Below are 14535 nucleotides of genomic sequence, written 5' to 3'. Positions count from 1 at the left end.
CATCCGTTGAGCGTTCCAAGACGCCAAAGCCAATTGTGCCCACAGTCCGCCGCTATGAGCGACACGCGTCGACGGACGATGGTTGTGCGCGTACCCCAGCCTCAGCGCCCCAGCCGTCCGCGGACCATACCGACCATCGAGTTGAGCTCTTCGATGCGCATACGTCGCGCGGCGACGTAGAAGACGCCGAGCAGAACGATTCCTCCCCCGACGAGTGCGAGCATCGAGCCGCCCACACCCTGGCCCAGGGCCCGGCTGATGCCGTAGCAGGCCGCGCCACTGAGCAGCGCCGCGGGCAGCGAGGCGATGGACAGTCGCGCGTACGTGCGCATGACCCGGGAGCCGTCCAGGTCCCCGCCCAGCCGCTTCTTGAGGCGCCGCCAGGCCACGCCGACGCCGATCATGTAGGCCAGTCCGTACGAGGCCGCCATGCCGACCACGGCCCAGCGGGCCGGGATCACGAAGAAGCAGACCGCCGAGGCGCTCGCGTTGACGGCCGCCACGATGACCGTGTTGTAGAAGGGCGTCCGAGTGTCCTCGTACGCGTAGAAGGCGCGGAGGACGACGTACTGCACGGAGTACGGGATGAGGCCGAGCCCGAAGGCCATCAGCATGAAGCCCATGTTCGTCGCCGCGCCGGTGCCGGACGAACCGAAGATCAGCGTGCACATCGGGATGCCCAGCGAGACGAAGCCGAAGGCGATCGGCACGATGGCGACCGCCGTGGTGCGCAGGCCCTGTGAGATGTCGTCACGCACGGCTCCGGCGTCGTCCTCGGCCGCCGAGCGTGAGATGCGAGGCAGCAGGGCGGCCATGAGCGAGACGGTGATGATGGCCTGCGGCAGGCCCCAGATGAGCTGGGCGTTGGCGTAGGCGCTGAAACCGGTACCGGCGATCTTCGTCTCCGTGACCGCTGCGGTTGCCAGCTGAGTCACGACGAGGGCACCCGCTTGGTTGGCGAGTACGAACAGGATCGTCCACTTGGCGAGCATCGCGGCCTTGCCGAGACCGTGCCCTTTCCAGTCAAAGCGCAGCCGCAGCCTGAAGCCGGTTTCCCTCAGGTACGGGATCATCGCCAGGGCCTGAACCACGAGACCCAGGAGAATGCCGATGCCGAGGAGGCGCTCCCCCTCCGGGGGAATGTTCTCGACCGTCATGTGGGAGTTGGCGGCGCTCCCGTAAACCCAGAGAAATGCCCCGAGAGTGACGATGATGACGATGTTGTTGAGGACGGGAGTCCACATCATCGCGCCGAAGCGCCCACGGGCGTTGAGGATCTGTCCCATCACCACGTGAATGCCCATGAAGAAGATCGAGGGCAGGAAGTACCGAGTGAAGGTGACGGCGACGTCGTTGGCTTCGGCGTTTGTGGCTAGTGGGGTCGACAAGGCCCGGACGAGTAGTGGCGCAGCGAACATGGCCAGCGCGGTGAGGAGACCGAGGATCACCATGACCAGGGTCAGCAGCCTGTTGGCGTAGGCCTCTCCGCCGTCATCGTCCTCTTTCATGGCCCGTACGAGCTGGGGCACGAACACGGAGTTGAGACCCCCGCCGACGGTGAGGATGTAGATCATCGTCGGCAGTTGGTAGGCGACTTGAAAGGACTCACCGAGAAGGCTGAGGCCGAGCGCCGAAACGATCATCGCCGAGCGGATGAAGCCCGTGAGCCGCGAGACCATGGTGCCCGCCGCCATCACGGCGCTCGACTTCAGCAGGCCCGAGGCCCGCCCGCCCTTCTTCGCGGCCGGCGCGGCAACGGGGGCGGGCTCCTCGCGGACCGCCCACTCGGGGCCCGGGCCCGGGGGCGGGGTCGGACCGGGAACGGACGGTTGCCCCACAGGGGAGCCGCCCTGCTGCTGGTCGCGGAAGAGATGGGCGAAGGCGTCCGGCTCGTGGCGCTCCTCACCGGCCTGCGTCACCAGGTCGTCCACGCCGACGAACTGGGTGGTCCGGGCGTCGTCGCCGTACGGCAGATGCCGGGTCGGCCCCTCGGGTTCGGGCGCCGGAGTCTGAGCCCACACACGAGGGTCGGGCGCGTACTGAGGCGCCGACGGCTGCGCGTAGAGCGGCTGCTGAGGCTGGTAGTTGCCCGGGGCCGGCGGCGGGTGGGCGGCTCGGTCGTAGAGCGCCTCGGCCACCGGGTCCTGCGCGGTGAGGTCCTGGGCCCGGAAGGGATCCTGGTCGTAGGCGTCCTGGAGGTACATGTCCGCGGGAGGCTGCGGCGGCACCTGGCCCGGCCCGGGCAGCGGGCCGTCGGGATACCCCGAGTCGGCCGCGCCCTGGCCGCGGTCACCGTCGTACGGCGCGTTCATGCTTACCCCACCTCATCGTCCCCGGGCCAACCGGCCACGACAATCGCTCAACGGTCCACTCTCTCACCCGTGCCGGACGGGTCGGTGCTTTCCGGAGCGGTGTCCGGTGCCGGGTCACTCGGGTGCTCCGGCTCGTCCGTCCCGGATTTCACCGGGGGCTTCTCCTCGGCAGTGTGTACGACTGGGGCCGCCTCGGTGTTCGCGTCGTCGGGCTTCTGAGTCTTCTCCGACGCCTCGTCGTCCGTCGAGGTTCCCTCAGCCTCCAGTCGGCCGGCGGCCCGCTTGCGCTGGGTGTACATCCGGAAGCCGGCGAGGACGAGGAGCAGGACGCCACCGGCGATGACCAGCATCACCGTGGGGGTGATCTCGGTGACGTTCACCGTGAACGTGACCTCGTCACCATACTTCTCGCCGTCCACGGTGTAGAGCTGGGCGACGACGGTGACCGGTCCGTTGGCCTTGGCGTTGGTGGTGAACTTCACCGACTCGCTGTGCCCCCCGGAGATGTCGACGGACTGCTCGGCGGCGGCCTTGTCACCGATCATCAGGCGTTTCGGCGCGTTGGACGAGAGGCGCAGGGTCAGGTTGTCGACACCCTGCACGAGGTTGTTCTGCACGGTCACGGGGATCGTCGCGCTGCGGCCCGAGAGCTTCGTCTCGGACTTCTTGATCAACCGCACCTGCTCGGTGAGTGAGTTGAGATGCGTCTGGACGTTGTTGCGGTAGACCGCCGCGTCCATCGAACGGCCCCGCCAGGAGGTGGACATCTCCCGGTCCATGGTCCTGCCGAACGGTGTGACCACGCGGGACTGGTCGGAGAGGATCACTTTGAAGCGATCGAGGTCGGTCTGGGTGGTCTGGATCTCCTCGAAAGCGGACTTCGACAGCGCCTGCTTCCGCAGCGACGAGGGGTAGGCCGAAGCCGACGGGATCCTGGTGCTGGCGCTCGGATCGGGCTTCGCGGCGGCGGCGGCCGAGAGTTCCTGAGGCTGCGACCAGTTTCCGCCCTGGAGCGCGGTGAGAGCCTGCGCCATCGTCTGTGCCTGGCTAGCCGACGGCATGCGCTGCGGAGCGATCACGATGCTGCGCTGCTTGCTGTTCTGGAGGTCCGTGGTCAGGCTCTGGGCGAGGAACCGCTGCACTGCCAGAGTGGAGCTCTCGGCCTTCGTCATGTCGCCCTGGAACGCCGTCGACAACCGGGCGTCCGCCACCACAGCCGTGGTGCCGCCGCCGATGGGCCGGGCCGCGTTGGGTGTGTACGACAGGCTGCTGTTCTCCTGCAGGCTGTCGCTCCGGGCGATCACCTTGTCGGCGCCCGCCGAGATGGCGACCTTGACGATCGACGGGTCGACGGCACCGTTCACGGGCCAGGCGAAGTCCGTCTCCGGCTGCACCCGGAGGATGTTCTGGACCGTGTCGGAAGCCACGTCGGTGGCGTCCTTCAGCCGGCTGAGAGAGCCGGTGATCGTCTTGCCGTTGTGGGCCAGCGCCGCGAGGTCGGGGTCGGCGAAGGGGAGGGCGATCACCTCCTCGCCCTGTACGGCTGTCTCCAGCTCTGCCAGCCACTCCTTGGCGACGGCCTGATTCTTGCCGGCGACAGGGGTGCCCCCGCTACGGACCTGGTAGCCGCCCGTCATCGCGACGACCGACGCCAGCAGGTCCGGATCGATCACCCAGGTGACGTCCAGGTCCTTGCCCAGCGTCAGCATCTGCTCCAGGCGTCCGCCCGCGGAGATCTCCTTGGCCAGGTCGTCGTTGAGGAACACGGGCGTCTGCTGCTCGCCGGGCCCGGTCTCGGCCGTCAGATGGGTGTCGGAGATCAGTGGCCAGAGGTAGGTCGTCTTCGTCTTGGCGCCCGCATCGTCGGGCTGCCACGGCAGGAACGTGCGCTGGATACCGAGAACCTGGTCGTACGGGGCGGCGGCGGTCCTGCCCGAGAGCGAGACCCCCAGCTGATAGACACCGTCCGAGCCGAGGTCCAGTTCCTTGACGGGCACCGAGATGGTGAAGGGCTGAGCCACGCCGGATGCGAGCGTGTCGAACTTCTCCACGTACTTGCCGCCGACCTCCGGCCCGTCGGCGTACTGGTCGAAGCCGGTGCGTTTGGCCGCGTCGTCGATGGATGAGCGGCCCTTCACGGCGGCCGGGGCCACCCGCAGGCCCACATGGGCATTCGTGACGGTCTGCTTGCCCTTGTTCGTGACCGTGCCCGAGACGGTGACGGTGTCGCCTTCGGTGGGCACGCTGGGGCTGAACGAGTCGAGGGAGACCTCGACGGTCCTCGATCCCGTGGCCTCGGCGAGGGATGCCTTCGGGGACGCCTGCGCGGATGGGGCCGCCGGGACCTGGAACAGGCCGGCCAACAGGGGTGCGCCGACGAAGAGGGCCCCGGCGCGCAGCAGCCATCGGCGGGCAGGTGAGGGACTCGTCCCCTGGAAGTCTGCCGCCTCGGCCACGCGCTCGCCCGTCCCTCGTCGTCGTCAGTGGTCGTCGGAATGTGCGTCCACGCATGGTAACGATGTGCGCTGAGGGGAAGTGCCGCGGTCCGCTCCACAAGATCGGGGGAGGAGGCCGGGCTGTCCCCGTATGTGCACGTATCTAAGGGGTGGGCGAGGGGGCCACCTGCGCGAAGCCCTTGTGCACGTTCAATGGAGGCGACCGAGGCCACCGGCGCCCCGTACCCTTTTCAGTTGTGCCGAACGCCAACGAAGACATCAGTGCCCTGAGTCAGGTGCAGCGCCGCGCGGTGAGTGAACTGCTGCGGGTGTCCCCTGTCGCCGACGACCTCGCCCGCCGTTTCCAGGAGGCGGGGTTCTCGCTCGCCCTGGTCGGTGGCTCGGTCAGGGACGCGCTGCTCGGTCGGCTCGGCAACGACCTGGACTTCACGACGGATGCTCGCCCCGAGGACGTGCTGAGGATCGTACGGCCCTGGGCGGACGCCGTATGGGAGGTCGGGATCGCGTTCGGCACGGTGGGTGCTCAGAAGGACGGCTACCAGATCGAGGTCACGACTTATCGCTCCGAGGCGTACGACCGGACCTCGCGCAAGCCCGAGGTCTCGTACGGCGACTCGATCGAGGACGATCTCGTACGCCGTGACTTCACCGTGAACGCGATGGCGGTGGCCCTGCCCGAGAAGGAGTTCATCGACCCGCACGGCGGGCTGGAGGACCTCTCGGCGCGCGTTCTGCGTACCCCCGGTACACCTGAGGCGTCCTTCTCCGACGACCCGCTGCGCATGATGAGGGCCGCGCGTTTCGCCGCCCAGCTGGGCTTCGAGGTGGCTCCCGAGGTCGTCTCGGCGATGAGCGACATGGCCGGTCGCCTCGAGATCGTCTCGGCGGAGCGGGTGCGGGACGAGCTGAACAAGCTGATCCTTTCCGCTCACCCCCGTGAGGGCCTGACCCTGCTGGTCGACACCGGTCTCGCCGAGCACGTCCTGCCGGAGCTGCCGGCGCTGCGACTGGAACGTGACGAGCATCATCGGCACAAGGATGTCTACGACCACACGTTGATCGTCCTGGAGCAGGCGATCGCACTCGAGGAGAGCGGACCGGATCTCACGCTGCGGCTCGCCGCACTGCTGCACGACATCGGCAAGCCCCGCACGCGTCGCTTCGAGAAGGACGGCCGGGTCTCCTTCCACCACCATGAGGTGGTGGGCGCCAAGATGACCAAGAAGCGCATGGCGGCCCTCAAGTACTCCAATGACCAGGTCAAGGACGTCTCACGGCTGGTGGAACTCCACCTGCGCTTCCACGGATACGGCACCGGTGAGTGGACGGACTCCGCTGTCCGCCGCTACGTGCGCGACGCGGGTCCGTTGCTCGACCGCCTCCACAAACTGACCCGCTCCGACTGCACCACGCGGAACAAGCGCAAGGCGAACGCTCTCTCGCGGGCCTACGACGGGCTGGAAGAGCGCATCGCACAGCTCCAGGAGCAGGAGGAGCTGGACGCCATCCGCCCGGATCTCGACGGCAACCAGATCATGGAGATCCTGGGCGTCGGACCCGGCCCGGTCATCGGTCAGGCGTACAAGTTCCTGCTGGAGCTGCGTCTGGAGAACGGGCCGATGGAGCACGACGAGGCGGTGACAGCGCTCAAGGAGTGGTGGGCGCAGGCGTCCCAGGTTTCCTGACGGCAGGCAGTCCGTCGTCTTCGCCCGACATCCGTGCGGTGCGATGTTTCACGTGAAACAGAGAGCGATGTTTCACGTGAAACATCGCCGCCCCGCATCAGCGCCTGTTCGCCACACCGAAGCGGGCCATGACCGCAGCGATCACTCCGTAGATCACCGCCACGGTGACCACCAGAGCGGCCGAGCGGCCGTCCGGCGGGAGCATCAGGGCGGCCACGGCAGCGGCGCCGACGAAGGCGATGTTGAACAGGACGTCGTAGAGGGAGAAGATCCGGCCCCGGTATCCGTCGTCGACGGAGGACTGGACGATCGTGTCCGTCGAGATTTTCGCTCCCTGCGTGACCAGACCCAGGACGAAGGCCGCGATCAGTATGGGCACTTCCGTGAAGGGCAGGCCGAGGGCCGGTTCCAGTACGGCTGCCGCCGCGGAGCAGGTGACGATCCAGAGGCCGGGGCCCAGCCGTCCCGCGGCCCAGGGCGTGATCACCGCGGCCGTGAAGAATCCCGCTCCCGAGATGCCCACGGCGAGCCCGAGGATGGCCAGCCCTTCCTCGGATTCGGACGTCCCGGAGCTCTCGGACGACCAGGCATAGCGGCAGAGCATGAGCACCATGACGGTCAGGGCGCCATAGCAGAAGCGCATCAGTGTCATCGAGGCCAGCGCCCAGGCGGCGGCCCGCCGTCCCGGCTCGGCGAGATGTCGTACACCTGCAGCCAGGCCCCGTGCGGTGCCGGCGAGGGCCGCGCCCAACCGCGGCTGTACCAGCTCGGAATCCGGGCCGAGAAGTTCCCGGGCGATGCGCAGGGAGGCCAGAGCCGCACACAGGTAAAGGCCCGCGCCCAGGAGAACCACAGCGGAGTCGGAATCCGATGCCACCAGGCGTACGGCGAAGGCGAGTCCGCCGCCGGCCGTCGCGGCCAGCGTTCCGGCCGTCGGTGAGAGCGAGTTGGCGACCACCAGTCGGTCGGCGTCCACCACACGGGGCAGCGCGGCGGACAGGCCCGCCAGGACGAAGCGGTTGACGGCCGTGACGCAGAGCGCGGAAGCGTAGAAGAGCCAGTCGGGCACATGGCCAAGGATCAGAACGGCTGTCACCGAGGCCAGCAGGGCACGGAGGACGTTTCCGTACAGCAGCACCTGGCGGCGTCGCCAGCGATCGAGGAGGACGCCGGCGAAGGGGCCGACGAGGGAGTACGGAAGAAGGAGGACCGCCATCGCGGAGGCGATCGCGGCTGCCGACGTCTGCTTCTCGGGCGAGAAGACGACGTACGTGGCCAGCGCGACCTGGTAGACGCCGTCGGCTCCCTGGGACAGCAGCCGTACGGCCAGCAGACGCCGGAAGTCCCGGAAGCGAAGCAGGACGCGCAGGTCGCGCACGACGGACATGGGGCACAGCCTCACATACGGGGAGGGTCCCCGGGCACCTGGCCCGGGGACCCTCAACGGCCCACTAAGAACGCTTGATCAGCGTTCGACCTCACCCTTGATGAACTTCTCGACGTTCTCACGGGCCTGGTCGTCGAAGTACTGCACCGGCGGGGACTTCATGAAGTACGACGACGCCGACAGGATCGGGCCGCCGATGCCACGGTCCTTGGCGATCTTCGCGGCGCGGAGTGCGTCGATGATGACACCGGCGGAGTTCGGGGAGTCCCAGACCTCCAGCTTGTACTCCAGGTTCAGCGGGACGTCACCGAAGGCACGGCCCTCAAGACGGACGTACGCCCACTTGCGGTCGTCGAGCCAGGCGACGTAGTCCGACGGACCGATGTGGACGTTCTTCTCGCCGAGCTCTCGGTCGGGGATCTGCGACGTGACGGCCTGGGTCTTGGAGATCTTCTTGGACTCCAGGCGGTCGCGCTCCAGCATGTTCTTGAAGTCCATGTTGCCGCCGACGTTCAGCTGCATCGTGCGGTCCAGGACCACGCCGCGGTCCTCGAACAGCTTCGCCATGACCCGGTGCGTGATGGTGGCACCCACCTGCGACTTGATGTCGTCACCGACGATCGGGACGCCCGCCTCGGTGAACTTGTCCGCCCACTCCTTGGTGCCGGCGATGAAGACCGGGAGGGCGTTGACGAAGGCGACCTTGGCGTCGATGGCGCACTGGGCGTAGAACTTCGCCGCGTCCTCGGAACCGACGGGCAGGTAGCAGACGAGGACGTCGACTTGCTTGTCCTTCAGGACCTGGACCACGTCGACCGGGGCCTCGGCGGACTCCTCGATGGTCTCGCGGTAGTACTTGCCGAGGCCGTCCAGCGTGTGGCCGCGCTGCACGGTTACACCGGTGCTCGGCACGTCGCAGATCTTGATGGTGTTGTTCTCGGAGGCGCCGATGGCGTCCGCGAGGTCCAGACCGACCTTCTTGGCGTCGACGTCGAAGGCGGCGACGAACTCCACGTCACTGACGTGATAGTCACCGAACTGCACGTGCATGAGACCCGGGACCTTGGACGCCGGGTCGGCGTCCTTGTAGTACTCGACTCCCTGCACCAGCGACGCAGCGCAGTTGCCCACGCCGACGACGGCTACGCGAACCGAACCCATTCCGGTTGCTCCCTGTGTGTACGAGTGAGGTCCTGGCAGGGACCTCACGTGGTGGTGTCGCCGGGCGCATCCGGCCCGGGGGTGCCCCCGGGCCGGGGCAGGGCGCCCGGCGCTCCCTCTGTGGTGTCGCGAGCGGGTTCTCCGTGGGCGGGGCCCTTCAGGTCCCGGCCCGCCCGCTCGCTTTCGATGAGCTCGTTCAGCCAGCGCACTTCGCGCTCCACGGACTCCATCCCGTGGCGCTGGAGCTCGAGCGTGTAGTCGTCGAGGCGCTCGCGGGTGCGTGTCAGAGAGACGCGCATCTTCTCCAGCCGTTCCTCCAAACGGCTGCGACGGCCCTCCAGGACGCGCATACGCACATCCCGGGAGGTCTGCCCGAAGAACGCGAAGCGAGCGGCGAAGTGCTCGTCCTCGTAGGCGTCGGGACCCGTCTGCGAGAGCAGCTCCTCGAAATGCTCCTTACCTTCCGCCGTCAACCGGTAGACGATCTTGGCGCGGCGACCTGTGAGCGGGGCGGCGGCAGCATCCTCCGGGGTACCGCCCGACTCCTCGATCAACCAGCCGTTCGCGACCAGCGTCTTGAGGCAGGGGTAGAGCGTCCCGTAGCTGAACGCCCGGAACACACCCAACGACGTGTTGAGTCGTTTGCGCAGCTCATAGCCGTGCATTGGGGCTTCGCGGAGCAGACCGAGGACGGCGAACTCGAGTATCCCGGAGCGCCGGCTCATCGTCGCCTCCCGTCTCCCACTGGCCCTGTCGGCACGATTTATGCCGAGCTGATGTATCGACTCGATACATCACGACGATAGAACGCCCCTCCGGATGCGACAAGTGGGGATCCGGTGAACGGGGTCACATCACCGATTAGTAGGAAGCAAGTTGCCTGTTTTGGGATGAAGTTCGGTGCTCAGTGGGTTTTGGCGGTGCGTAGTCTGTGCGGCATGCACACCACTGGGAACCGAGTGACGTTTGAGCACGTCGTCGTCCTGGGTGCGGTACGGATGAATGCCAACACGACCGCATCCGTACTTCGGGGGGACCGGAAACCAGCCGCCGTTTCCAGGCGCGCACGGGTGCGCCTGCCCGAGGAGTAGTCGTTCGATGAGCGAGCACCGTCGCAAACCGCCGCAGCCGCAGGGAGGCGGACGTGCCGCGGCCCGACGCGGCCAGTCGGCGTCCTCCGGCCGCCGCGCGGCACCGCGGGGCGCCACCGGGTCACTTTCCGAAACCTATGGTGCGGGAGGTGAGGAGTCCTCGTACGAGGGCCGCGCAGCGTCGCGACGTGCGGCGCAGAGAAGCACCGGCGTCGGTCCGGGCGGCGGCCGTCGTAGAGCGGCCGAGCCCGCGGGGCGCGGGCCGGGTCGTGGCCGAGGGCGCGCCGCCCCGCCCGGCAAACAGCGTTTTATCGACTATCCGCGCGCCGGCAAGTACGGGGCGATGCGGTGGGTGCCCTCGTGGCGCCAGGTGACAGGGCTGTTCATCGGCTTCTTCGGCTGCCTCGTGGCGGCGGCCGGCATCGGGTACGCGGTTGTGGCCGTACCTGACCCGGCGCAGGCCGCGACCGCGCAGAACAACGTCTACTACTGGTCGGACGGCTCACAGATGGTCGCGACGGGTGGTGAGGTCAACCGCCAGATCATCGCGTACGAGAAGATCCCCAAGGCGATGCGCTACGCCGTCATGTCGGCCGAGAACAAGACGTTCGAGACCGACAGCGGTGTCGACCCGATGGGAATCGCCCGCGCTGTCGTCAACATGGCCAAGGGTGGTCAGACGCAGGGTGGTTCGACCATCACCCAGCAGTACGTGAAGAACGCCATGCTCGACGACCAGTCGCAGACACTGTCCCGGAAGGTGAAGGAACTCTTCATCTCGGTGAAGGTGGGCGCCTCCGTCGACAAGGACGAGATCATGCGCGGCTATCTGAACACGGCTTACTTCGGCCGTGGCGCCTATGGTCTGCAGGCGGCCGCCCGTACCTACTTCGGCACGGACGCGGAGAAGCTCAATCCCAGCCAGTGCGCCTTCCTTGCCGCGGTTCTCAAGGGCGCGACGTACTACGACCCGGCCGGTGCGACTGCGATCGACCCGGCCGCCACGTCGGAGGCGAACACCAAGCGGGCCACGGAACGCTGGGGTTGGATCCTCAACGAGATGGTCAAGGACAAGCATCTGTCCGCCGCCGAAGCGGCCAAGTACCCCAACTTCCCCAAGATCCAGCCTCCCCGGTCCAACGCGCAGCTGGGGGGCCAGATCGGTTACCTGGTCGACACGGCCAAGGGCTACATCCTCAACAACACCGACATCACGCAGAAGCAGCTCGAGCAGGGCGGCTACGAGATCCACACGACCTTCGACAAGAAGAAGGTCAAGGAACTCGAGAAGGCCGTGACGAAGGTCCGCAAGGAGAACATCAAGCCGGACCTCCGCCCGAAGACCGACACCCACGTGCAGTTCGGTGGCGCGTCGGTCAACCCGAAGTCGGGCGCCATCGAGGCGATCTACGGTGGTGAGGACGCCACCAAGCACTTCACCAACAACGCCGACGTCACCGGAGCCCAGGTCGGCTCGGTGTTCAAGCCCTATGTCCTGGCGGCTGCCATGACCTGGGGCAAGCGCGACCCTGATCTCGATCCCGACCAGGCACAGGACGAACGGACCATCGTCTCGCCGAAGAGCCTCTACAGCGGGAAGAACAACCTCAAGATCAGGGACTACAACGGCGACATCTGGACCAACGAAGAGGGCAAGGAGTGGCTGCAGGCCAACGACGGCGACGAGTCGTACGGCAGCCCGCCGAAGTACCAGATCGATCTCCGTGAGGCGATGCGGGTCTCGGCGAACTCCCCCTACGTGCAGCTGGGTATGGACGTCGGTCTGGACCGGGTGAAGGAGGCGGCCATGGAGGCAGGCCTCAAGGAGGGCAGCCTCACCGGCACGGGCTTCCCGTCCTTCTCGATCGGTATCTCCGACCCGAGTGCGATCCGTATGGCGGGTTCGTACGCGACCTTCGCCGCCAGCGGCAAGCAGAACGAACCGTTCTCGGTCAAGACCGTCGAGTACGAGGGACTGACCAGGTTCGACCACGACGACATCGCTGAGCCGAAGCGGGCCTTCACCTCGGAGGTCGCCGACAACGTGACCGACGTCCTCAAGACCGTCGTCGAGGAGGGAACCGGTACGTCGGCCCAACTGGCCGGCCGTGAGGTGGCGGGCAAGACCGGCACCACCGACGGCAACAAGTCGGCCTGGTTCGTCGGGTACACCCCGCAGTTGTCGACGGCGATCAGCATGTACCGCATGGACGACGACGAGTCGAACAAGAACCGCAAGTTCCTGGAGATGTACGGCACGGGTGGCCAGGAGACGATCCATGGTGCTTCGTTCCCGGCCGAGATCTGGCACGACTACATGGAGGACGCGCTCAAGGGCCAGCCGGCGGAGGACTTCCCGGAGCCGGAGCCGATCGGTGTGATCGTCAACGAGGAACCGGATCCGACGCCGACCCCGACGGTCACCGAGTCCGAGGAGGAGTCGCCCGAGCCGAGTCCGTCGCCGACCGAGAGCGAGGCCTCGCCTTCGCCGACACCCAGCGAGACCTGCCGCAACCCGTTCAACCCCACGTGCGAGGAGCCCGGCGAGACCGACACGGGCGGCACGGACACCGGTGGAATCGACGGCGGGGTGACCGCTTCGCCGACGGAGTCGGAGGATGATTCGAGAGGCAACCAGAACGGGGGTCTCTTCGGAGGCAACGACGGGTAGCTCCACGCCCGGCAGGATGTGTTTCACGTGAAACATGGGCCACCGCACCGATCAGGTGCGGTGGCCCTCGCCGTATCCCCTGCGCGAGCCGACGAGGGGCGGCCTGTGTTTCACGTGAAACACAGGCGCCGGAAACGACGGGTTGCGGTGGTCCTCGGCGTATTCCCAGGCGCGTACGGCAGGATGTGCGGCATGCCCAGTGCAGAGACGACGCGAGTGAGCACGGACGAGCCGGAGCCGGTGCGGCCCACCAAGGAGGACGAGGTCGCTTCGGCCGGCAGTGAGCTGATCGGCGGCCCGATCGGGCGCCGGGCGCTGCTCGGCACCTCCTGGTGGACACCGGTACGAGTCGTCGCGCTGGTGGCCATCGGCATGTTCGCACTGGGCATGGTGCAGAAGCTGCCCTGCTACGACGGCGCCTGGTTCTTCGGCGCCAGCTCGCAGTACACGCACGCCTGCTACTCGGACATCCCGCACCTCTACCAGGGGCGAGGATTCGCCGACGGACTCGTGCCGTACTTCGACAAGATCCCCGGCGACATGGAGTACCTGGAGTATCCGGTACTGACCGGCGTGTTCATGGAGGTCGCCGCCTGGCTCACCCCGGGCAGCGGCACCATTCAGCACCAGGAACAGTGGTACTGGATGGTCAACGCCGGGATGCTGATGGTCTGCGCGGCGGTCATCGCGGTCTGCTGCGCGCGCATTCACCGCCGGCGCCCGTGGGACGGCCTTCTGGTGGCTCTGGCGCCCGCATTCGCGCTGACCGCCACCATCAACTGGGACCTCCTCGCGGTGGCCCTGCTGGCCGCCGCGATGCTGATGTGGTCGCGCCGGCGGCCCCTCGCCTTCGGTGTGCTGATCGGGCTCGCCACCGCCGCCAAGTTCTACCCGTTCCTGGTGCTCGGACCGCTCTTCGTGCTGTGCTGGCGCGCAGGCAAGTGGCGAGCGTTCGCGACCGCGCTGCTCGGCGCCGTCGGGGCCTGGCTCGCGGTGAACCTTCCGGTGATGCTGCTGGCACCCGACGGATGGTCGAAGTTCTACCGCTTCAGCCAGGAGCGCGGTGTGGACTTCGGTTCCTTCTTCCTCGTCATCTCGCAACGGTTGAACATCCAGATCACCGCTGAGACGGCGAACGCGTACGCGATGGTCTCGATGGTGATCGTCTGCGTCGGCATCGTCGCGCTCACGCTCACCGCCCCGCGCCGCCCGCGCTTCGCCCAGCTCGCCTTCCTGATCGTCGCGGCCTTCATCCTCACCAACAAGGTCTACTCGCCGCAGTACGTGCTCTGGCTGGTGCCGCTCGCCGCCCTGGCTCGGCCCCGCTGGCGGGACTTTTTGATCTGGCAGGCCTGCGAGGTGGCGTACTTCCTGGGTATCTGGATGTACCTCGCGTACACGACCAGCGGAGACGCTCACAAGGGCCTGCCTGCCGAGGGCTACCAACTCGCCATCATGGCCCACCTGTTGGGCACGCTCTACCTGTGCGTTGTCATCGTGTGCGACATCTTCATGCCCGAGCGGGACGTGGTGCGCAGGGCCGGTGACGACGATCCTTCCGGCGGTGTGCTCGACGGCGCGGAGGACGTCCATGTGTACGGTGCGGCAGCCCATCCCCCGAGGCACGCGCTGCCCTTCGAAGGGCCTCAGGTGGAGTGGGGCATCCGGGGGCCAGGAGGCAGTTCGCTCTGAGCGAACAGGAGAGCCTGGGCAGGGATGAATGCGGAAGGCCGTACACGAAGCCTCGTGTACGGCCTTCCGCATTCATCCCT

The 14535-nt window shown here is 67.3% G+C and carries 8 protein-coding genes; 3 read left to right on the top strand and 5 right to left on the bottom strand.

Annotated features, from left to right (window positions below; all coding sequences use genetic code 11):
- Positions 1 to 101: 101 nt before the first annotated feature.
- Both murJ and L3078_RS22925 read right to left on the bottom strand, forming a co-directional pair.
- Positions 102 to 2312: a murein biosynthesis integral membrane protein MurJ gene (gene murJ / locus L3078_RS22930; RefSeq protein ID WP_239755843.1), complete on the bottom strand. Its 2211-nt coding sequence runs from the start codon at positions 2310 to 2312 to the stop codon at positions 102 to 104.
- Positions 2313 to 2359: 47 nt separating this feature from the next.
- Positions 2360 to 4768 carry a DUF6049 family protein gene (locus L3078_RS22925; protein WP_239755842.1) on the bottom strand — a complete coding sequence of 803 codons (2409 nt, stop codon included), beginning with the start codon at positions 4766 to 4768 and terminating at the stop codon, positions 2360 to 2362.
- Positions 4769 to 5004: 236 nt separating this feature from the next.
- On the opposite strand from L3078_RS22925, the gene L3078_RS22920 reads away from it, so the two are divergent.
- Positions 5005 to 6453, top strand: a complete 1449-nt coding sequence (locus L3078_RS22920) for a CCA tRNA nucleotidyltransferase (protein WP_239755841.1) — start codon at positions 5005 to 5007, stop codon at positions 6451 to 6453.
- Positions 6454 to 6550: 97 nt separating this feature from the next.
- Here the strand turns inward: L3078_RS22920 and L3078_RS22915 are convergent, their stop codons facing one another.
- The 3 genes from L3078_RS22915 to L3078_RS22905 form a co-directional block, all read right to left on the bottom strand.
- Complete coding sequence (locus L3078_RS22915) at positions 6551 to 7840, bottom strand: MFS transporter (RefSeq protein ID WP_239755840.1); 1290 nt, start codon at positions 7838 to 7840, stop codon at positions 6551 to 6553.
- Between the two features lie 78 nt (positions 7841 to 7918).
- Positions 7919 to 9001 (bottom strand): inositol-3-phosphate synthase, encoded by a 1083-nt coding sequence (locus L3078_RS22910; protein WP_239755839.1) that lies wholly within the window; start codon positions 8999 to 9001, stop codon positions 7919 to 7921.
- Positions 9002 to 9045: 44 nt separating this feature from the next.
- Positions 9046 to 9726 carry a PadR family transcriptional regulator gene (locus tag L3078_RS22905; protein ID WP_239755838.1) on the bottom strand — a complete coding sequence of 227 codons (681 nt, stop codon included), beginning with the start codon at positions 9724 to 9726 and terminating at the stop codon, positions 9046 to 9048.
- A 373-nt stretch (positions 9727 to 10099) separates the two neighbouring features.
- Between L3078_RS22905 and L3078_RS22900 the strand changes: the two genes are divergently transcribed.
- Together L3078_RS22900 and L3078_RS22895 are read left to right on the top strand one after the other, a co-directional pair.
- The gene (locus L3078_RS22900) at positions 10100 to 12763 is read left to right on the top strand and encodes a transglycosylase domain-containing protein (RefSeq protein ID WP_239755837.1); all 2664 of its coding nucleotides are present in this window, start codon (positions 10100 to 10102) and stop codon (positions 12761 to 12763) included.
- 183 nt (positions 12764 to 12946) lie between these two features.
- Positions 12947 to 14455 (top strand): glycosyltransferase family 87 protein, encoded by a 1509-nt coding sequence (locus tag L3078_RS22895; protein WP_239755836.1) that lies wholly within the window; start codon positions 12947 to 12949, stop codon positions 14453 to 14455.
- The last annotated feature ends 80 nt before the right edge of the window (positions 14456 to 14535 follow it).

The sequence above is a fragment of the Streptomyces deccanensis genome, from assembly GCF_022385335.1.
Classification (GTDB): Bacteria; Actinomycetota; Actinomycetes; order Streptomycetales; family Streptomycetaceae; genus Streptomyces; species Streptomyces deccanensis.
The sequence above is the reverse complement of the archived record's forward strand: the minus strand, read 5'-3'. Positions and strand labels throughout refer to the sequence as shown.

What these genes read in the sequence shown, in the direction of transcription:
- murJ (WP_239755843.1), bottom strand. Translation starts at nt 2,312, where the DNA reads ATGAACGCGCCGTACGACGGTGACCGCGGCCAGGGCGCGGCCGACTCG.
- L3078_RS22905 (WP_239755838.1), bottom strand. Translation starts at nt 9,726, where the DNA reads ATGAGCCGGCGCTCCGGGATACTCGAGTTCGCCGTCCTCGGTCTGCTC.
- L3078_RS22915 (WP_239755840.1), bottom strand. Translation starts at nt 7,840, where the DNA reads ATGTCCGTCGTGCGCGACCTGCGCGTCCTGCTTCGCTTCCGGGACTTC.
- L3078_RS22895 (WP_239755836.1), top strand. Translation starts at nt 12,947, where the DNA reads ATGTGCGGCATGCCCAGTGCAGAGACGACGCGAGTGAGCACGGACGAG.
- L3078_RS22910 (WP_239755839.1), bottom strand. Translation starts at nt 9,001, where the DNA reads ATGGGTTCGGTTCGCGTAGCCGTCGTCGGCGTGGGCAACTGCGCTGCG.
- L3078_RS22900 (WP_239755837.1), top strand. Translation starts at nt 10,100, where the DNA reads ATGAGCGAGCACCGTCGCAAACCGCCGCAGCCGCAGGGAGGCGGACGT.